Origin of the sequence: Streptococcus infantis, from assembly GCF_000960085.1 — a bacterium.
Taxonomy (GTDB): Bacteria; Bacillota; Bacilli; order Lactobacillales; family Streptococcaceae; genus Streptococcus; species Streptococcus infantis_C.
In genome coordinates this window covers 67,573-86,006 of the sequence record NZ_JYGT01000002.1, presented here as the reverse complement: position 1 = coordinate 86,006, position 18,434 = coordinate 67,573, and the positions used below count along the sequence as shown (strand labels likewise).

The window sequence follows — 18,434 nt, the reverse complement described above, 5'->3', positions numbered from 1 at the left end:
CACTTAGATGACTTCAACAGAACCACCTTTAGCAGTGATAGCTTCTTCAGCTGATTTAGAGAATTTAGCTGCTTTAACAGTCAATTTCTTAGTCAACTCACCGTTACCAAGAATTTTGATACCTGATTTTTCAGATTTTACAATTCCTGATTCTACAAGTACCACTGGAGTTACCTCAGCACCGTCATCAAAGGCGTTCAATTGATCAAGGTTTACAATAGCATATTCTTTAGTGTTGATATTTGTAAATCCACGTTTTGGAAGACGACGGAACAATGGAGTTTGTCCACCTTCAAAACCAAGACGTACACCGCCACCGCTACGAGCTTTTTGACCTTTTTGACCGCGACCTGATGTTTTACCGTTACCTGATGAAGTACCACGTCCAACACGGTTGCGTGACTTACGAGAACCTTCTGCAGGTTTCAATTCATGAAGTTTCATTTATTTTTCTCCTCTTTTGTAAAATGCTAGCGCCGATAAAGGAGAAAAGGTTGTCTCCCTTATCAACTCGCCTATACTGTGTCATTTAAGATGACTATATCTAGTTTTAGGGGATGGTCATATGCACATCCCCTAAACAATCATTAGTTTACTTCTTCAACTGTTACCAAGTGAGATACTGCAGTGATCATACCACGGATTGCAGGGTTATCTTCTTTAATAACAGAGCTGTTCAATTTGCCAAGTCCAAGTGCTACAACAGTTTTACGTTGTGATGGAATGCGTCCGATTGGAGACTTAGTCAAAGTAATTTTAATTTGAGCCATTTTATCCCCTTTCTTATGCCAAATCAGAAACTGAAATACCACGAAGGGCAGCAACTTCTTCAGCGCGTTTCAATTGTTTCAAACCTTCAACAGTTGCGCGAACAATGTTGATTGGAGTGTTAGAGCCAAGTGATTTAGATGTAATATCTGCCACACCTGCCAATTCCACAACGGCACGAACTGCACCACCTGCGGCAACTCCAGAACCTTCTACAGCAGGTTTCAACAATACTTTAGCTCCACCGAATTCTGAAAGAACTTCATGTGGAATTGTTGTTCCAACCATAGGAACTTCGATCAAGTTTTTCTTAGCATCTTCTACTGCTTTGCGGATTGCTTCTGGAACTTCTTGAGCTTTACCAGTACCAAATCCTACACGACCGTTGCGGTCACCAACTACTACAAGAGCTGCGAAACGAAGACGACGTCCACCTTTAACAACTTTTGTAACACGGTTAACAGCAACTACGCGTTCTTCAAGTTCTACTGCATTGTCTTTAAATGCCATTTTCTAGTGTCCTCCTATTAGAATTTCAATCCGTTTTCACGAGCTGCATCAGCCAAAGCTTTCACACGTCCGTGATATAGATATCCACCGCGGTCGAACACCACTTCTGAAATACCTTTAGCACTTGCACGTTCTGCAACGAGTTTACCGACAGCAACGGCTTGTTCAGTTTTAGTTCCTTTTGAAACTTCTTTGTCAAGAGTTGAAGCACTTGCGAGCGTTACACCCGCTACGTCATCAATCACTTGAGCGTAGATGCCTGTATTAGAACGGAATACGTTCAAACGTGGGCGATCAGCAGTTCCAGAGAGTTTTCCGCGTACACGACGGTGGCGTTTTTGGCGGAGTTTGTTTTTATCTGGTTTAGAAATCACAGTTTTCACCTCTTTATTTTAAATCATGTGCTATGCACAAAGTTGGTAATGAGGTTGGTGGTTGACAATCAACCACTCAACATTATTTACCAGTTTTACCTTCTTTAAGACGAACATATTCGCCAACGTAACGGATACCTTTACCTTTGTAAGGTTCTGGTGAACGAAGGCTACGTACGTAAGCAGCTGTTTGACCAACTACTTCTTTTGAAATTCCGCTAACAACGATTGTTGTTGGGTTTGGAAGTTCAAAAGTAATTCCTTCTGGAGCTTCAACTTCGTCTGGATGAGATTTACCAACAGCCAAGACAAGTTTGTTTCCTTGAAGTTGTGCACGGTAACCAACTCCACGCATTTCAAGTTCTTTCTTGAATCCTTCTGAAACACCAATAACCATGTTGTTCAAAAGGGCACGAGTAGTTCCGTGGATAGTTTTCATTTCTTTTGAATCGTTTGGACGGTGAAGAGTTACTTCAGTACCTTCCACACGAATTTCAATATCTTTTGAGAACTCACGAGTAAGTTCCCCTTTAGGTCCTTTTACAGTTACAACGTTGTCATTGTTAGTGAGTTCAACACCAGCAGGCAACACGATAACTTTATTACCAATACGTGACATGTTTTTATTCTCCTGTTAAATTGTCAGGCCTTGTTGGCCAGTTTTCACGGGGTTAAATCGATTTCTCGATTTGAAGGAACATTTAGGTTTCAATTTCAAAGTGAATATAGGCATCGTCTCGCAGGCATAACTTTGGGTTAGACAAGAGACGATAACGACGAGTCACAAAGAAATTGGGAGCTAAATATTACCAAACGTAAGCGATAACTTCTCCACCAACATTCTTTTGGCGTGCTTCTTTATCAGTAAGCAAACCTTCAGAAGTTGAAAGGATAGCAATTCCAAGACCGTTAAGTACTTTTGGAAGATCTTCACGTTTTTTGTAAACACGAAGTCCTGGTTTAGAAACGCGTTTCAAGTTAGTGATAACTCGTTCACCGTTAGTTCCGTATTTCAAGAATACACGGATGATACCTTGTTTGTCATCTTCGATGATTTCTACGTTCTTAACAAAACCTTCGCGTTTAAGGATTTCAGCAATCCCTTTTTTGATGTTTGATGCAGGTACTTCAAGTACTTCGTGTTTTGCTTGGTTAGCGTTACGAATACGAGTTAGGAAGTCTGCGATTGGGTCAGTCATAACCATTTTATTTTTCTCCTCTTACTAGTAGTTTGCAAGTTGCACTTGCTAGTTAATGATTGAGCTAGGCTCAGATAGTTCTGATATATGCAAACGAGAATATACTCATTTGAACACGAGCTACAACCTGGGCAAAAAAGATAGATTTGTCTTAGAGCAGCGCTCCTGCACCAAATCTCCTATTTTTGCTATGGTTGTTACGCTCTTTGTATCATGATATTACCAAGATGCTTTTGTTACACCAGGGATTTGACCTTTATATGCCAATTCACGGAAGCAAACACGGCAAAGTTTAAACTTGCGGTAAACTGAGTGTGGACGTCCACAACGTTCACAGCGAGTGTATGCTTGAGTAGAGAACTTCGCTGGGCGTTTGTTCTTAGCAATCATAGATTTTTTAGCCATTAGTTATACCTCCTATATTATTTTGCAAAAGGCATTCCAAGGCCTGTAAGCAATGCACGTGACTCTTCGTCTGTGTTAGCAGTAGTTACGATAACGATGTCAAGACCACGAGTTTTGTCAACGTCATCAAAGTTGATTTCTGGGAAGATCAATTGCTCTTTCACACCAAGTGTGTAGTTCCCGCGTCCGTCAAATGATTTTGTTGGAACACCGTGGAAGTCACGTACACGTGGAAGTGATACTGAAACCAATTTATCCAAGAATTCGTACATACGTTCACCACGAAGGGTAACTTTTGCACCGATCGCAACACCTTCACGAAGACGGAAGCCGGCGATAGATTTTTTAGCTTTAGTGATAAGTGGTTTTTGACCTGAGATAAGTGCTAATTCTTCAGCAGCTTTTTCAAGGCTTTTAGCGTTTGATACAGCTTCACCAACACCCATGTTCAAAACGATCTTATCCACTTTAGGAACAGCCATCACTGATGAGTAGTTAAATTGTTCTGTCAAAGCAGGAACTACTTCATTAAGATATTTTTCTTTTAAACGATTTGCCATTATACTTCTCCTTTCCTTCGTGATTAATCAAGCACTTCGCCTGATTTTTTGTTGTAGCGAACTTTTTTACCGTCTACAAATTTGTAACCAACACGACCAGCTACACCATTTTTGTCCAAAACTTGAACGTTTGATACGTGGATAGCTGCTTCCTTCTCGATGATACCACCTTGAGGAAGTTCGTTTGTTGGACGTTGGTGTTTCTTAACGATGTTAACACCTTCAACGATAACTTTGTTTACTTTTGGAAGGGCAGTAAGGACAACAGCTTCTGTTCCCTTATCTTTACCAGCGATTACGCGAACTTTGTCGCCTTTTTTTACAAACATTTTTTTCTCCTTTTATTCTTACGCCCAATGGGCACCCTGGCTAGGCCAGGGGACTGTGTTTGTTTTTTTATTGATTAAAGTACTTCTGGAGCAAGTGACACGATCTTCATGAAGCCACCTTCACGCAATTCACGTGCAACTGGGCCAAAGATACGTGTTCCGCGAGGAGTTTTGTCGTCACGGATGATAACTGCTGCGTTTTCGTCAAATTTGATGTATGAACCATCAGCACGACGAGCACCTGATTTAGTACGAACGATAACTGCTTTAACAACGTCACCTTTTTTAACCGCACCACCAGGAGTAGCTTGTTTTACAGATGCCACAATAACATCACCGATGTTCGCAAATTTACGTTTAGAACCACCAAGAACTTTGATAGTCAAGATTTCGCGTGCACCGCTGTTGTCTGCGACTTTCAAACGAGTTTCTGTTTGAATCATTTCAGTTTTCTCCTTTCAGGCTTGATTAGATGATAACCGCTTCTTCAATAACTTCTACAAGACGGAAACGTTTTGTAGCTGAAAGCGGGCGAGTTTCCATGATACGTACGATATCGCCTTCTTTGGCAACATTGTTTTCATCATGTGCTTTGTATTTTTTAGAGTAGTTAATACGTTTACCATAGACTGGGTGGTTACGTTTTGTTTCAACTACAACTGTGATTGTCTTGTCCATTTTGTCAGATACAACACGTCCAACAAGAACTTTACGATTATTGCGTTCCATTGAAATTTCTCCTTCCCTAGTCTATTATTTCGCTTCAGATTGAACTGTTTTGATACGAGCGATTTGTTTTTTAACTTCTTTCAAGCGAGCTGTTTGTTCTAATTGACCAGTAGCAGCTTGGAAACGAAGTTCAAACAATTCTTTTTTCAATTCGTTTTCGCGCTTCGCGAGTTCTTCTTGAGAAAGACCACGAAGTTCTTTAACAAATTCTTTTACTTCATTAAGTTTCATGCCTTCTCCTTATTCTGCTTCACGTTTTACGAATTTACATTTAACTGGCAATTTGTGGCTTGCAAGACGTAGCGCTTCGCGAGCGATCTCTTCAGATACACCAGCAACTTCAAACATAACTTTACCACGTTTAACTGGTGCTACCCAACCTTCAGGTGCCCCTTTACCAGATCCCATACGAACCCCGATAGCTTTAGCTGTGTATGATTTGTGTGGGAAGATTTTAATCCAAACTTTACCACCACGTTTCATGTAACGAGTCATGGCGATACGAGCAGCTTCGATTTGGCGGTTAGTGATCCAGTGGCTAGTTGTAGCTTGAAGACCGTATTCACCGAATGCTACTTCTTTTCCACCTTTAGCTTCACCGCGCATTTTACCACGGAATTCACGACGGTGTTTAACACGTTTAGGTACTAACATTGGTTATTTACCTCCTTTAGTGTTTTTACGAGCTGGAAGAACTTCACCACGGTAGATCCATACTTTAACACCAAGTTTACCGTATGTAGTATCTGCTTCTTCCCAAGCGTAATCGATATCTGCGCGAAGTGTGTGAAGTGGAACTGTACCTTCAGAGTATCCTTCTGCACGGGCGATATCTGCACCGTTCAAACGACCTGATACTTGAGTTTTAATTCCTTTAGCTCCAGCACGCATAGCACGTTGGATTGCTTGTTTTTGTGCACGACGGAAAGCAACACGTTGCTCCAATTGACGAGCAATTCCTTCACCAACAAGGTGAGCATCCAAATCAGGTTGTTTGATTTCGATGATGTTGATGTGTACTTGTTTTCCAGTCAATTTGTTAAGTTTTGCACGGAGTGCATCAACGTTAGCACCACCTTTACCGATAACCATACCTGGTTTAGCAGTGTGAAGCGAAACGTTAACTTTGTTTACTGCGCGTTCGATTTCAATAGTTGAAACTGCTGCGTCAGCAAGTTCTTTTTGAACGAATTTACGGATTGCAAGATCTTCATGAAGGTAATCCGCGTATTCTTTTTCAGCATACCATTTGGCATCCCAATCACGGATGATGCCGACACGCATACCAATTGGATGTACTTTTTGACCCACGATTTTACCTCCTTATTTTTCTGCAACAGCTACAGTGATGTGAGCTGTACGTTTGTTGATTGGTGAAGCTGAACCTTTCGCACGTGGACGGAAACGTTTCATAGTTGGTCCTTCGTTTGCGAATGCTTCAGATACTACCAAGTTAGCTTTATCCAAACCAAAGTTGTTTTCAGCGTTAGCTACAGCTGAGTTCAAAACTTTCAAGATGATTTCAGCAGCTTTGTTTGGAGTGAATGTCAAAATTGCGATTGCATCGGCTACGCTTTTACCACGGATGTTGTCAAGAACAAGACGTGATTTACGAGGCGAAACACGTACTGTGCGAGCCATTGCTTTAGCTGAAGTAATTTCTGCCATTTATGTTCTCCTTATTTTCTACGTGTCTTCTTGTCGTCTGCGGCGTGACCTTTGTAAGTACGAGTTGGTGCGAATTCACCAAGTTTGTGACCTACCATGTCTTCTTGGATGTAAACAGGTACGTGTTTACGTCCATCATAAACTGCGATTGTGTAACCAATGAAACTTGGGAAGATCGTTGAACGACGTGACCAAGTTTTGATAACTTTTTTCTTTTCGTCGTTAGCTTGAGCTTCAACTTTTTTCATCAAATGCTCATCGACGAAAGGTCCTTTTTTAAGACTGCGTCCCATTTTAATATTTTCTCCTTTAAATATAGTACCACAGCGGCTTGCGCTCACGAGGAGCGCTACCGAGCTGGCGGATTATCTAGCACTTAAGCGACTAGTTTAAAATTATTTCTCGTTGCGACGACGAACGATAAGTTTGTCAGATTTCGCTTTCTTGTTACGAGTTTTAAGACCAAGAGCAGGTTTGCCCCATGGAGTTGATGGTGCTTTACGACCAACTGGTGCTTTACCTTCACCACCACCGTGTGGGTGATCGTTAGGGTTCATTACAGAACCACGAACTGTTGGGCGGATACCTTTCCAACGGCTACGTCCTGCTTTACCAAGGTTTACAAGTCCATGTTGTTCGTTTCCGACAACACCAACTGTTGCACGACAAGTTCCAAGAATCATACGAACTTCACCTGATTGAAGGCGAACAAGAACATATTTACCTTCTTGACCCAATACTTGAGCTGATGCTCCAGCAGCACGTACCAATTCTCCGCCACGACCTGGTTTCAATTCGATGTTGTGGATCAAAGTACCAACTGGGATGTTAGCAAGTGGAAGAGCGTTTCCGACTTTGATATCTGCTTCAGGACCTGAAACGATACGTTGACCAACTTCAAGACCTTTTGGAGCGATGATGTAAGCTTTCACACCGTCAGTGTAGTGTACAAGAGCGATGTTTGCAGAACGGTTTGGATCGTACTCGATAGTTTTAACAACTGCTTCAACGTTGTCTTTGTTACGTTTGAAGTCAACCAAACGGTAGAAACGTTTGTGTCCACCACCTTGGTGACGAACAGTGATACGACCGTTGTTGTTACGACCAGCCTTGTTCTTCAAAGCAACAAGCAACGTTTTTTCTGGTGTGCTTGTTGTGATTTCAGCGAAATCCAAAGAAGTCATATTACGGCGACCGTTTGTTGTTGGTTTATAAACACGAATTCCCACGATATTTCCTCCTTAGATTATTCAGCTTCAGCAGCAAACAACTCGATTGCTTTTGAATCAGCTGTAAGAGTGATGATAGCTTTTTTAGTTTTGTTAGTAAAACCAGTGTAACGTCCAACACGTTTAGCTTTAGGTTTTACGTTGATTGTGTTAACATTTGCAACTTTAACACCTTCAAAAGCAGCTTCAACAGCTTGCTTGATCAAAAGTTTGTGTGCGCGAGTGTCAACTTCAAATACATATTTCCCTGCTTCAAGTTGAGCCATTGAGCTTTCAGTGATAACAGGTTTTTTGATAACATCATACAAATTCATTATGCAAGAACCTCCTCGATTTTAGAGATAGCTGCTTGAGTAACAAGAAGTTTGTCACTATTTGCGATGTCAAGAACACTTGCAGTTGTAGCAGTCGCAACTTTCACGTTTGGAAGGTTACGAGCTGAAAGAGCTGCGAATTCGTTTCCTTCTTCAAGAATAACAAGGACTTTAGAATCGATGCTCAAAGCTGCAAGAACTTTTGCAAATTCAGCAGTTTTTGGAGCTGTAAATTCAAGAGAATCAACGGCTACAAATTTGTTTTCAGCAACTTTTTCTGAGTAAACAGATTTAAGTGCAAGGCGACGAACTTTTTGAGGAAGTTTGTACGCATAGCTACGTGGAGTTGGTCCGAAGACGATTCCACCACCACGCCATTGTGGAGAGCGGATAGAACCTTGACGAGCACGTCCAGTTCCTTTTTGACGCCATGGTTTGCGTCCGCCACCTGAAACAGCTGAGCGGTTTTTAACTGCGTGAGTTCCTTGACGAAGGCTAGCGCGTTGGCTGATGATCACATCAAACACAACAGATTGGTTTGGTTCGATACCAAAGATTGCATCGTTAAGAACAACTTCGCCCGCTTGTTTACCAGTTTGGTCGAATAATGTTACATTTGCCATTTTGACTGTGTTCCCCTTTCCTTATTATTTACCAGCTTTAACTGCTGACTTGATAGTGATAAGAGATTTCTTAGCACCTGGTACGTTACCTTTGATAAGGATAACGTTCTTTTCTGGAACAACTTGTACAACTTCAAGGTTTTGAATTGTTACGCGGTCGCCACCCATACGTCCTGCAAGGTTTTTACCTTTGAATACACGGTTAGGTGCAACAGGTCCCATAGAACCTGGACGACGGTGGTAACGAGAACCGTGAGCCATAGGTCCACGTGATTGTCCGTGGCGTTTGATAACACCTTGGAAACCTTTACCTTTAGATGTACCAGTTACATCAACAATGTCTCCAGCTGCGAAAGTTTCAACTGTGATTTCAGCACCAACTTCCAAGCCTTCAACGTTTTTGAATTCACGAATGAAGCGCTTAGGAGCCGTGTTAGCTTTTGCTACATGTCCTTTAGCAGGTTTGTTGCTCAATACTTCGCGTTTGTCATCGAAACCAACTTGGATAGCGTTGTAACCATCTGTTTCAACAGTTTTAACTTGAAGAACAACGTTTGGAGTTGCTTCGATAACTGTTACAGGGATCAATTCGCCAGCTTCAGTGAAGATTTGAGTCATTCCCACTTTTTTCCCTAAGATTCCTTTTGTCATGAGAAAATAGTTCCTTTTCTATATTTTTTTATTCAAAAAGTTTTTAACGAGCGTTTTTTATGCTCAAGGTATCAAGCTTTAAATTAAAGTTTGATTTCTACGTTTACACCACTTGGAAGATCCAATTTCATCAAAGCGTCAACTGTTTTTTGAGTTGGGTTGATGATGTCGATCAAACGTTTGTGTGTACGCATTTCGAATTGTTCGCGAGAATCTTTATATTTGTGAGTCGCACGAATGATTGTGTAGAGGCTACGCTCAGTTGGAAGTGGGATTGGACCCGCAACTTGTGCACCTGTACGAGTAGCTGATTCTACGATTTTTGCAGCCGCTGTGTCAAGCGTACGGTGTTCGTAAGCTTTCAAACGGATACGGATTTTTTTGTTTGCCATCTTTTTCTCCTTTTCGTCTATTTAAGATAATAGGCTAGCTCCACAAGAAAACCGACGCGCGTTGCGTGGCAATGCAACCGAGCGTGTCGCAACCTCTTGCATCAAAGCTAAGGCTGTAATTTACAGCACCATAATAGAATAACACAAAGCCCCTGCGATTGCAAGGGATTTGACAGGATTTTTTAAATTTTTTAGATGAAACTGTTTTCGTACATTTCTGAAACAAAAAAGACAATCTATTCTCAATTTATATATATCTTTTCCTATTTAAATAGTTCTTTAATAGTCATTTTCTATTTTAAACTGATTTTGAGATTGGTTAATTAACACATCCGCCTCTTTTTCTGTTTCTTGATAATAACGGCGATATTGTCCGCGTCTGATTTGATGAGTCTCACGAACAAACGAGGCTTTGCTTTTCCTCACAGTCGTATCTCGAGCTAGACGTCTCTTTAATTCGGTCTCCTCATCTGTGTAGAAACAAATGGTTTTGTCAAAAAGTTCCTTGGGTAAAAAACCAACAGACATCCCTTCGACAATCAAAATCGTTTTTTCTCCAGATAAAATCTCACTAGCCTTCCAGGGTTCCTCAATTGTTAAGATGTCCATACCCGCTTGCAGAGCAAGAATATCTCTTTGTAAACTTGCCAGCTCATGCGCTACCGGTAAACATGCTGTCACTTTTTGGTCTGGTGTCTCTTTAGGTACCACTAAATGTCGTCCCGAAGTAATGTAGGGATCTGTCTCTAGTAAATTTACCTTTTGGGAATCAAGTTCTTGGTACAATTCTTGAGCAAAAGTTGATTTTCCTGAAGCTCCATGGCCGTAGATACCCAGCGTTTTTACTTTTCCAGTTTCTATCTCTGAGACTAGTTGTTCTATTAAGTCTTTTTTCTTCATTCTCTCTTCACCTGTTCATAGCTTTCTTTTCCATCGTTAAGCTTGTCCCAAATGACTACCTTTCCACTTTGAAGAGACTTTTGCACATCGATAATCCGTTGGTTGGAAGAGCCACGGAACTGAAGCATGAGATTACGCTTGCTTTTATCATAGCGACCATCTACCAGGATATCAATCAGGGATAAAAGTTCTAGTTTATCAGGCGTCTCCAACATCATTTCTTCCCAGGTGTATCCTGTCCAAGACCAGATGTCTTTTTCTGGCAATTCCTTTCGAATGCGTTTTACAAGGGGCAAAAGAATACCTGTATTGAGGAATGGCTCTCCTCCTAGCAAGGTCAATCCTTGAACATAGGGCTGTGCTAAGTCTGCCATAATCTGTTCTTCCAACTCTGGCGTATAAGGAATTCCTGCATTAAAGGACCAGGTCGCTACATTGTAACAGCCCTCACAGTGAAACATGCAGCCGGCTACATAGAGAGAATTGCGCACCCCTTCTCCATCGACAAAGTTAAAAGCCTTATAGTCAATGATACGCCCTTGACTAAGCTCCTCACTCTTCCACTCGCCAGGTTTTGGTGTATTCCATGTCATACTTCTACTCCAACTCTATCCAATAGCGCTCCGTTCCATTACGAACATCCTCTAACTTCCCACCATTAGCTAAGATAACAGCTCGGCTGGCAGGATTTTCTGTGCTACAAGTCACAAGCGCTCGTTTAATATTCTTTTCTTTAGCAACTTGCAGACCTTGATGGAGAGCTTCCTTGGCATAACCTTTTCCCCTTTCAGAAGGGCGGATGGAGTAACCGATATGACCAGCATAATTCAGCAATCCCTCATTTAGTCTCAATCGCAGATTCAAAAATCCTATAGCACGACCTACATCATCAAATGATACAAATTGAATAGAAGGAACGCGATTTTCAGGCAAGTTTATTCCCATTTCTTTATTAAGGTTAGTTTCTAGCCAATTCTCATAATCAAAGTTCTCAGCATCCCAAAATCCACCATCGTGGGCTGATTGAGTCTGTTCAAACTCTGCCATCATGTTTAGAATGGTTCCTTTATCTGCCAATGTTGGTCTGCGTAATCCCATGTACTCCTCCCGCTATGAGAAAAGTGAGAGGGGACTCTCACTTTTTCTTGTTCTTATTTAAAAATTGTTCTCTAAGGCTGGCTACTCGATCTTTTTTATTGACTCCACCCTTTGAATGCTTTTCGTGGAATCGTTGAACCAAGGCCTTACCCTTATCGTCTAATTGATATTTTCCCATGCTATCTCTTTCTAATTTGTTACTTCATGCCCTGCTATTTTAATAGTAGAACCGTTCATGTGTTTGACACGCGCAGCAATTTCCTTGTGGCGTCCATTAACCATCGGACGCGCTTGTGGGTTTCCAAGATATCCGCAGGTTCGTTTAACCACATCTACTGTTTTAGGATCGCTATTACCACAGTTGGGACAAGCAAAGCCTCTCTCAGTTGGATCAAAATCTCCTTCAAAATCACACTTGTAGCAACGATCAATCGGAGTATTAGTCCCTAGATAACCTACACGATCATAAGCATAATCCCAAACAGCTTCCAAGGCCTTTGGATTTTGTTGAAGAACTGGGTACTCACAGTAGTGGATAAATCCACCTGATGCACCCGCTTCTGGATAAACCTTCTCGAAGTCCAATTTTTCAAAAGGAGTTGGATTTTTTCGGACATCATAATGGAAGGAATTTGTGTAGTACTCTTTATCTGTGATGTCTGGAATAGAACCAAATTTCTCTGTATCCAGGCGACAGAAGCGGTCTGTTAAACTTTCAGATGGAGTTGAGTAGATTGAGAAGTGATAGCCATATTGGTCTGACCATTCTTCTACTCGATGTTTCATGTCTCTAATGATATCAAGGGTGAATTCTTTGGCTTCTGGATTATTTTCCCAATTGTTGCCAAAGAATACTGTTGCCACTTCATAGAGCCCGATATATCCAAGCGAAACAGTAGCACGGCGATTCTTAAAGAGTTGGTCAACACTTTCTTCTTTTCCTAGGCGATGACCGAAAGCACCGTATTGATAGAGGATAGGCGCATTAGCTGGCGTCGCCTCCTTGGTTCGCTCTACACGATAGACCAGTGCATCTTCTGCAATATTCATACGCTCATTGAAGATTTCCCAGAACTTATTTATGTCGCCTTCAGATTCAAGGGCAATCCGAGGAAGATTGACCGTTACCACACCTAGGTTCATACGACCTGAATTGACTTCAACTCCATTTTCATCCTTCCAACCTTGGAGGAAAGAACGACATCCCATCGGAACTTTGAAAGAACCTGTCAACTCGACAATCTTATCGTAAGACAAGACATCTGGATACATACGCTTAGTTGCACACTCAAGAGCCAACTGCTTAATATCGTAGTTAGGCGAACCTTCCTCCAAGTTAAGTCCTCTTTTAAGTGTGAAGATGAGCTTAGGGAAGATTGCTGTACGATGTTCTGAACCCAGCCCCTTGATTCGAATATTCAGGATTGCCTTTTGAATTTCGCGTTCAAAACGACTAATGCCTAAACCGAAACCAAGAGAAGTAAATGGCGTTTGCCCGTTTGAGGTAAAGAGGGTGTTAATCTCGTACTCTAAAGATTGCATGGCATCATAGATGTCTTTTTGAGTTTTCTTCCAGGCGTATTCTTCGTGCTTGTCAGGTAGGACCCATTCCTCTGCATCTTTAAGGTGTTTTTGATAATTTTTCTCTGCATAAGGAGCCAAAACTTCATCTATACGGTCTGCCGAACAGCCCCCATACTGGCTAGATGCGACGTTTGCGATGATTTGTGAAATTTGCGCCGTCGCAGTTTGGATAGATTTCGGACTTTCTACCTCAGCATTCCCAATCTTAAAACCATTTTCTAACATACCCTTAAAATCAATCAAACAACAGTTGGTCATAGGAGTGTAGGGGCTGTAGTCCAAATCGTGATAGTGGATATCCCCTTTTTGGTGGGCATTTGCCACATGCTTAGGAAGCATTTGAAGTCCGATGGATTTTCCAACAATCCCTGCCGTCAAATCACGCTGGGTGTTAAAGACATCACTGTCTTTATTGGCATTTTCATTGACAACTGCCTGATCTTTGTTGAGAAGTTTATGAATGCTAAAGTTGATGTCTGTCGCTTTTGAGCGCTCAAAATCCCTTTGTGTTCGATAGGTAATATACTCCTCGGCCAAGGCATATTCTTTAGCTTCCAACAACTCGTGTTCTACGATGTTTTGAATTTCATAGATTTTTACACCTTGTGGGAAACGGCTATGAATCTCGTCAACGATACGTTCAACGAGGGTACTAAGTCGCTTTTCGACCAAAGGAGTTACATCCATAATCTTTTCCGCAGCCTTATGAAGCGCTTTGTCAATCTTATCTACATCAAAAATAACACGTCTACCGTCACGCTTTTCAACGAATAAAGTTGGATCAGGGACAGTCTTCTCTTCCAATACAATCATATCCATACCCTTTTCTTAAATATAATATTGATTCTAAAAAGTATTATATCACTAAAAAAATAAAAATCAATATCTTGTGTCAAAAAATAATTTTTTTTTAAAATAACACAAGATATTGATAATTTTTATTTTAATTTATAGAGTTTGAAATCTTTGAATTCACTTTGAACCGCTTGATAATTTTCAGCTAAAAGCTGCTCTACTTCTGTCCATAGAGTTGTCTTTGTATTTACAACAATCATCTTTGGTTGATTATCTCGTAGATCATTTACAAGCTTAGTACGATTTGCATCAAGCCCTGTATGTAATCTAGGCGATAGCAACTGACTAGCTGACAAGCGTTCGCTAGCTTTATAGCTACTTGTCAGATTATCCCAAACATAGATACGATCTGTAGCTTGAGTTTCCCCTTTGACCTTAGATTCAATGCTTGTACGTTCTTGATATTGTTCCGCATGGAGCAAATATCGTGATACTACAGGTGCTAAAAATAGGTAAGCCAGAGCTACAATTGGCAGATAGGCATTTCCCTTTAGAAAAGCTCCCCATACCGAAGTTTCTTCTCTGCGTCTTCTACGACGGCTGGCTCCCTCTAATTCCCACGTGCGAATTCGAGTTAACAATAGAATAGACAAGAAGGGAAGGAGCTCAACCATACGACTACCATTGATAAGATCTGTAGAAAAAATTTCTAAAACTAATACCAAAGTGACAGCTATTGCAGCAGAGATTGATAAGACTGATTGCTTCAAAGGTTTCGATTTGAAGAGTCCTGTCAATGCCAATGTCAATACTCCGAGACCTATCGACAACAATCCATAGAAGAGGATATTGTCGAATAATCCTGGGTTAGACGTAAAGTTTAAACTATCTAATGGATAGAGAATTTGACTAATGGCATTTCCGAAGCTACCTTTATAAGCTGTGTAATATCCGATTGAATAAAAGAAGATTGAAAAACCAAGGCCCGCTGCAAAGAATTGATAGAGGCCATGAGTCAAGTTGTTGCGTCCAACATTAAAAGCTGTTACAGCAAAAAATAAGACAAATGCATATAAAGTTGTCACCAAGGGTGCAAAGAAAAATGCTAGAGCTAGGCTAATCCCAATACGGATGAAACCTCTGTCATGACTTGGTTCTACCAAATAAGCTGTTACTAAACTCAAGGCATAGAACAAGAATGGGAGGGCAAGAATAGTTGCATATCCCCCACCAAAACTAAGAGCACTAGCCAGGATATAAAAGACCGTCAACACTTGTTGCGATTGCTTATTTTGTTCCATCAGATTGTAAGCCGAACGGAAAAGAAAGAATCCGGCACCTACTAAGGCTAACCAATTAAAGACGGCAAATAAAATACTGCCCTTGGTTAAATATTGTAAAAAGTAATAGAGGAGACCACTAGTACCAAAATAATCTGAATAGATATCCCCACTCTGATGCATAGCCCATCCATTATAGAAATCCTGAGCCTGCTCTGGACTTAGCAGTCCTAATAAATAGGGTAGAATCACAGACACAAGTACTACTAAGGTACTCAAAATTAGGATATTAAAAAATGGTAAGTGGGCAGGTTGACGAGTTTCAACCTCAAGTTGCTCCTCATTCTCTACTGGAGCATCCTGACTCCCCATCCAAGTTGGAGTTGGTTCGTCTTCTAATCTGCCATATACGTTCATTTATTCTCTCCTATATTTTAATTTGTTCTAGTATATCAAAAAGTCTAGTTCTTGTCAGCCTGCGGCAGACGCTTACACAACTTTTCAGACAAGGAGACAAAACGTTCAATCTCATAAAAACGATGATAAGAAGCTTTTTTATAGTGGTCTAAAAAAGTTTTTTCCTCTACTGTCAGCATAATCATTCCTCCTTTTCTCTTCATTCGGAAAAAGAAGAAAAATCTAAAAAACTGAATTCCCCAAAAGAGAATTCAGTCTTTTATCTTTAGTCAGCTTTCTTTTCTAAGTTTTTTGAAATGCTTCGATTTTTACCTTCCAGGTACACCATCAGAATAGAAATATCTGCTGGGTTTACACCAGAGATACGGCTGGCTTGACCGATGGTTTCTGGATTAATGAGCTTGAACTTCTGACGAGCTTCAGTCGCGATAGAGTCAATATCATCCCAGTCAATATTGGCTGGAATTCGTTTTTCTTCCATGCGTTTCATCTTGGCAACCTGATCCATGGCTTTTGAGATATAGCCTTCGTACTTGATTTCGGTTTCAATCAATTCGATAATCTTGTCATCTAACTCTTCAGCAGCAGGTCCGATGAAGGCCACCACATCTTGGTAAGAAACTTCAGGACGACGAAGGAATTCCTTGGCAGTCACCGCATCTGTCAATGACTTGAAGCCCATTGCTTCAACCTTAGCATTTGTTTCCTTGACTGGCTTGAGTTTGATGCTGTCTAAACGCTTCATTTCATTTTCAAATCGATTTTTCTTGATTTCAAAACGAGCCCAACGTTCATCGTCAACAAGCCCAATCTCGCGCCCCATCTCAGTCAAACGCATATCAGCATTGTCATGACGGAGAATGAGGCGGTATTCAGCACGACTGGTCAAGAGACGGTAGGGTTCAATGGTACCCTTTGTTACCAAGTCGTCAATCATCACTCCGATATAACCGTCGCTTCGTTTCAGAATCAACTCAGGCTTACCTTGGATTTTCAGAGCCGCATTGATACCAGCGATAATCCCTTGGCCAGCAGCTTCTTCGTAACCTGACGTTCCATTGGTCTGACCAGCTGTGAAAAGTCCTGAGATTTTCTTGGTTTCCAGAGTCGCACGCAATTGATGAGGCAAGACCATGTCGTACTCGATAGCATAACCAGTTCGCATCATCTCTGCATTTTCCAAACCTTTGATGGAATGTACCAAGTCACGTTGCACATCCTCAGGAAGGCTGGTTGAAAGCCCTTGAACATATACTTCTTCTGTATTGCGACCTTCTGGCTCAAGAAAGAGTTGGTGACGTTCCTTGTCCGCAAAGCGAACAATCTTATCCTCAATCGACGGACAATAGCGAGGTCCCACTCCCTTGACCACACCTGTAAACATAGGCGCACGGTGGAGGTTGTTTTGGATAATCTCATGACTAGTACCGTTGGTGTAGGTCAACCAACATGGCACTTGGTCCTTGACATAATCTTCGTCACGTGAAGTATAAGAGAAGTGATTAGGTGTCTCATCTCCTGGCTGAATCTCTGTCACATCGTAGTTGATAGAAGAAGCCTTGACACGTGGAGGTGTTCCTGTCTTGAAACGACCGATTTCAAGCCCAAGTTCCTTGAGATTGTCAGCTAGGTTAATCGAAGCAAGGCTATGATTTGGTCCTGATGAGTACTTGAGATCTCCGATGATGATTTCCCCACGGAGGGCAGTCCCTGTTGTCACAATAACTGCCTTGGCAGCATACTCTTGATGAGTTGCCGTACGCACACCGACAACCTTGCCATCTTCCACCAAAATCTCATCAATCATAGTTTGACGTAGGGTTAGATTTTCTTGGTTTTCAACTGTCTTGCGCATTTCCTTAGAGTAAAGCTCCTTGTCAGCCTGCGCACGAAGGGCACGAACAGCTGGGCCTTTCCCAGTGTTAAGCATCTTCATCTGGATATAAGTCTTGTCAATGGTCTTGGCCATTTCCCCACCGAGAGCGTCGACTTCACGCACGACAATTCCCTTGGCAGAACCACCGATAGAGGGATTACATGGCATGAAAGCCAGCATTTCAATGTTGATGGTCGCAAGCAAAACCTTACAGCCCATACGGCTGGCAGCCAAGGAAGCCTCGACCCCAGCGTGTCCCGCACCAATTACAATAATATCGTATTCTTCCGTAAAATTATAAGTCATTTCTTAACCTTTCAAAAATTTCTCGCAAATAGGGAACTAACTTCTCCTCCTCTAGAGCTTGATCCATGGTAACCCATTTAAAGTGTGTATGTTCTTCAGGATCTAATCTGATAATTGGCTTCTCCTCAACCCACTCTGCTTTATAAACTAAGCGAGTAAAGACCGTATCCTTAGAGGTATCCAGTTGACTATCTTCGTGAAGAAGTTTGAGCGAACTGCTATCTAGCCTAATTCCCGCTTCTTCAATGCATTCTCTAAGAGCTCCATCTCGCGGAAGTTCACCCTTTTCAACCCCGCCACCAGGAATATCCCAGTAAGTCGGATAAACGTTGGGTTGTCCTCTTTTAATTTCCGAACGCTGAATGAGCAAATAATCACCACCACTATGAACAAGTACATGGGCAATAAGCTTAACCATCATTTTCTC

Annotated in this window: 30 protein-coding genes; all 30 read right to left on the bottom strand. The window is 41.5% G+C overall.

What is annotated here, in order from left to right; all coding sequences use genetic code 11:
- Window positions 1-3: 3 nt before the first annotated feature.
- Window positions 4-444 (bottom strand): 50S ribosomal protein L15, encoded by a 441-nt coding sequence (gene rplO / locus TZ94_RS00540; RefSeq protein ID WP_045613181.1) that lies wholly within the window; start codon window positions 442-444, stop codon window positions 4-6.
- A 143-nt stretch (window positions 445-587) separates the two neighbouring features.
- Complete coding sequence (gene rpmD / locus TZ94_RS00535) at window positions 588-770, bottom strand: 50S ribosomal protein L30 (protein ID WP_045613179.1); 183 nt, start codon at window positions 768-770, stop codon at window positions 588-590.
- Window positions 771-783: 13 nt separating this feature from the next.
- On the bottom strand, window positions 784-1,278 hold the full coding sequence (gene rpsE, locus TZ94_RS00530) for a 30S ribosomal protein S5 (RefSeq protein ID WP_004251100.1): 495 nt from the start codon (window positions 1,276-1,278) through the stop codon (window positions 784-786).
- Window positions 1,279-1,295: 17 nt separating this feature from the next.
- The gene (gene rplR / locus TZ94_RS00525; RefSeq protein WP_004251098.1) at window positions 1,296-1,652 is read right to left on the bottom strand and encodes a 50S ribosomal protein L18; all 357 of its coding nucleotides are present in this window, start codon (window positions 1,650-1,652) and stop codon (window positions 1,296-1,298) included.
- Window positions 1,653-1,734: 82 nt separating this feature from the next.
- Window positions 1,735-2,271: a 50S ribosomal protein L6 gene (gene rplF / locus TZ94_RS00520; protein ID WP_045613177.1), complete on the bottom strand. Its 537-nt coding sequence runs from the start codon at window positions 2,269-2,271 to the stop codon at window positions 1,735-1,737.
- Window positions 2,272-2,458: 187 nt separating this feature from the next.
- On the bottom strand, window positions 2,459-2,857 hold the full coding sequence (gene rpsH, locus TZ94_RS00515; protein WP_006144711.1) for a 30S ribosomal protein S8: 399 nt from the start codon (window positions 2,855-2,857) through the stop codon (window positions 2,459-2,461).
- A 213-nt stretch (window positions 2,858-3,070) separates the two neighbouring features.
- Window positions 3,071-3,256 carry a type Z 30S ribosomal protein S14 gene (locus tag TZ94_RS00510; protein WP_001085699.1) on the bottom strand — a complete coding sequence of 62 codons (186 nt, stop codon included), beginning with the start codon at window positions 3,254-3,256 and terminating at the stop codon, window positions 3,071-3,073.
- A gap of 17 nt (window positions 3,257-3,273) precedes the next feature.
- On the bottom strand, window positions 3,274-3,816 hold the full coding sequence (rplE, locus tag TZ94_RS00505) for a 50S ribosomal protein L5 (RefSeq protein WP_000013542.1): 543 nt from the start codon (window positions 3,814-3,816) through the stop codon (window positions 3,274-3,276).
- A gap of 23 nt (window positions 3,817-3,839) precedes the next feature.
- A complete protein-coding gene (rplX, locus tag TZ94_RS00500; RefSeq protein WP_000497691.1) occupies window positions 3,840-4,145 on the bottom strand; it encodes a 50S ribosomal protein L24 in 306 nt (101 codons plus the stop codon).
- 74 nt (window positions 4,146-4,219) lie between these two features.
- Window positions 4,220-4,588, bottom strand: coding sequence for a 50S ribosomal protein L14 (rplN, locus tag TZ94_RS00495; RefSeq protein WP_000616547.1), 369 nt, complete (start codon window positions 4,586-4,588; stop codon window positions 4,220-4,222).
- Between the two features lie 25 nt (window positions 4,589-4,613).
- On the bottom strand, window positions 4,614-4,874 hold the full coding sequence (gene rpsQ, locus TZ94_RS00490) for a 30S ribosomal protein S17 (RefSeq protein WP_045613174.1): 261 nt from the start codon (window positions 4,872-4,874) through the stop codon (window positions 4,614-4,616).
- A 24-nt stretch (window positions 4,875-4,898) separates the two neighbouring features.
- A complete protein-coding gene (gene rpmC, locus TZ94_RS00485; protein WP_000772918.1) occupies window positions 4,899-5,105 on the bottom strand; it encodes a 50S ribosomal protein L29 in 207 nt (68 codons plus the stop codon).
- Window positions 5,106-5,114: 9 nt separating this feature from the next.
- Window positions 5,115-5,528 (bottom strand): 50S ribosomal protein L16, encoded by a 414-nt coding sequence (gene rplP, locus TZ94_RS00480; protein WP_000960948.1) that lies wholly within the window; start codon window positions 5,526-5,528, stop codon window positions 5,115-5,117.
- A 3-nt stretch (window positions 5,529-5,531) separates the two neighbouring features.
- On the bottom strand, window positions 5,532-6,185 hold the full coding sequence (gene rpsC, locus TZ94_RS00475) for a 30S ribosomal protein S3 (protein ID WP_000529936.1): 654 nt from the start codon (window positions 6,183-6,185) through the stop codon (window positions 5,532-5,534).
- Between the two features lie 12 nt (window positions 6,186-6,197).
- Window positions 6,198-6,542: a 50S ribosomal protein L22 gene (rplV, locus tag TZ94_RS00470; protein ID WP_000818137.1), complete on the bottom strand. Its 345-nt coding sequence runs from the start codon at window positions 6,540-6,542 to the stop codon at window positions 6,198-6,200.
- Window positions 6,543-6,553: 11 nt separating this feature from the next.
- The gene (gene rpsS / locus TZ94_RS00465; protein WP_000533766.1) at window positions 6,554-6,835 is read right to left on the bottom strand and encodes a 30S ribosomal protein S19; all 282 of its coding nucleotides are present in this window, start codon (window positions 6,833-6,835) and stop codon (window positions 6,554-6,556) included.
- Window positions 6,836-6,937: 102 nt separating this feature from the next.
- Window positions 6,938-7,771, bottom strand: coding sequence for a 50S ribosomal protein L2 (gene rplB, locus TZ94_RS00460; protein ID WP_006144707.1), 834 nt, complete (start codon window positions 7,769-7,771; stop codon window positions 6,938-6,940).
- Window positions 7,772-7,788: 17 nt separating this feature from the next.
- Window positions 7,789-8,085 (bottom strand): 50S ribosomal protein L23, encoded by a 297-nt coding sequence (locus TZ94_RS00455; protein WP_001055347.1) that lies wholly within the window; start codon window positions 8,083-8,085, stop codon window positions 7,789-7,791.
- Complete coding sequence (gene rplD / locus TZ94_RS00450) at window positions 8,085-8,708, bottom strand: 50S ribosomal protein L4 (protein WP_000024549.1); 624 nt, start codon at window positions 8,706-8,708, stop codon at window positions 8,085-8,087. Before rplD ends, TZ94_RS00455 begins: the two co-directional genes overlap by 1 nt.
- Before the next feature lie 24 nt (window positions 8,709-8,732).
- On the bottom strand, window positions 8,733-9,359 hold the full coding sequence (rplC, locus tag TZ94_RS00445; RefSeq protein ID WP_004251088.1) for a 50S ribosomal protein L3: 627 nt from the start codon (window positions 9,357-9,359) through the stop codon (window positions 8,733-8,735).
- Between the two features lie 83 nt (window positions 9,360-9,442).
- Complete coding sequence (gene rpsJ, locus TZ94_RS00440) at window positions 9,443-9,751, bottom strand: 30S ribosomal protein S10 (RefSeq protein WP_003009585.1); 309 nt, start codon at window positions 9,749-9,751, stop codon at window positions 9,443-9,445.
- A gap of 279 nt (window positions 9,752-10,030) precedes the next feature.
- Window positions 10,031-10,651: a uridine kinase family protein gene (locus tag TZ94_RS00435; protein WP_045613167.1), complete on the bottom strand. Its 621-nt coding sequence runs from the start codon at window positions 10,649-10,651 to the stop codon at window positions 10,031-10,033.
- Entirely contained in the window at window positions 10,648-11,244 is a 597-nt protein-coding gene (gene nrdG / locus TZ94_RS00430; protein WP_045613165.1) for an anaerobic ribonucleoside-triphosphate reductase activating protein, read from the bottom strand. The genes TZ94_RS00435 and nrdG overlap by 4 nt, the downstream gene beginning before the upstream one ends.
- Window positions 11,245-11,248: 4 nt before the next feature.
- Window positions 11,249-11,749, bottom strand: a complete 501-nt coding sequence (locus TZ94_RS00425) for a GNAT family N-acetyltransferase (protein ID WP_045613163.1) — start codon at window positions 11,747-11,749, stop codon at window positions 11,249-11,251.
- A 37-nt stretch (window positions 11,750-11,786) separates the two neighbouring features.
- Window positions 11,787-11,927: a hypothetical protein gene (locus TZ94_RS09720; protein WP_000521611.1), complete on the bottom strand. Its 141-nt coding sequence runs from the start codon at window positions 11,925-11,927 to the stop codon at window positions 11,787-11,789.
- An 11-nt stretch (window positions 11,928-11,938) separates the two neighbouring features.
- Window positions 11,939-14,146 (bottom strand): anaerobic ribonucleoside-triphosphate reductase, encoded by a 2,208-nt coding sequence (gene nrdD, locus TZ94_RS00415; RefSeq protein ID WP_045613216.1) that lies wholly within the window; start codon window positions 14,144-14,146, stop codon window positions 11,939-11,941.
- A gap of 125 nt (window positions 14,147-14,271) precedes the next feature.
- Window positions 14,272-15,825, bottom strand: coding sequence for a damage-inducible protein CinA (locus TZ94_RS00410; protein WP_045613161.1), 1,554 nt, complete (start codon window positions 15,823-15,825; stop codon window positions 14,272-14,274).
- 44 nt (window positions 15,826-15,869) lie between these two features.
- Window positions 15,870-16,004, bottom strand: a complete 135-nt coding sequence (locus tag TZ94_RS10105; protein WP_277813641.1) for a hypothetical protein — start codon at window positions 16,002-16,004, stop codon at window positions 15,870-15,872.
- A gap of 86 nt (window positions 16,005-16,090) precedes the next feature.
- Window positions 16,091-18,007 (bottom strand): tRNA uridine-5-carboxymethylaminomethyl(34) synthesis enzyme MnmG, encoded by a 1,917-nt coding sequence (gene mnmG, locus TZ94_RS00405; RefSeq protein ID WP_045613159.1) that lies wholly within the window; start codon window positions 18,005-18,007, stop codon window positions 16,091-16,093.
- Window positions 17,997-18,428 carry an NUDIX hydrolase gene (locus TZ94_RS00400; RefSeq protein WP_045613157.1) on the bottom strand — a complete coding sequence of 144 codons (432 nt, stop codon included), beginning with the start codon at window positions 18,426-18,428 and terminating at the stop codon, window positions 17,997-17,999. The genes mnmG and TZ94_RS00400 overlap by 11 nt, the downstream gene beginning before the upstream one ends.
- Window positions 18,429-18,434 lie beyond the last annotated feature (6 nt).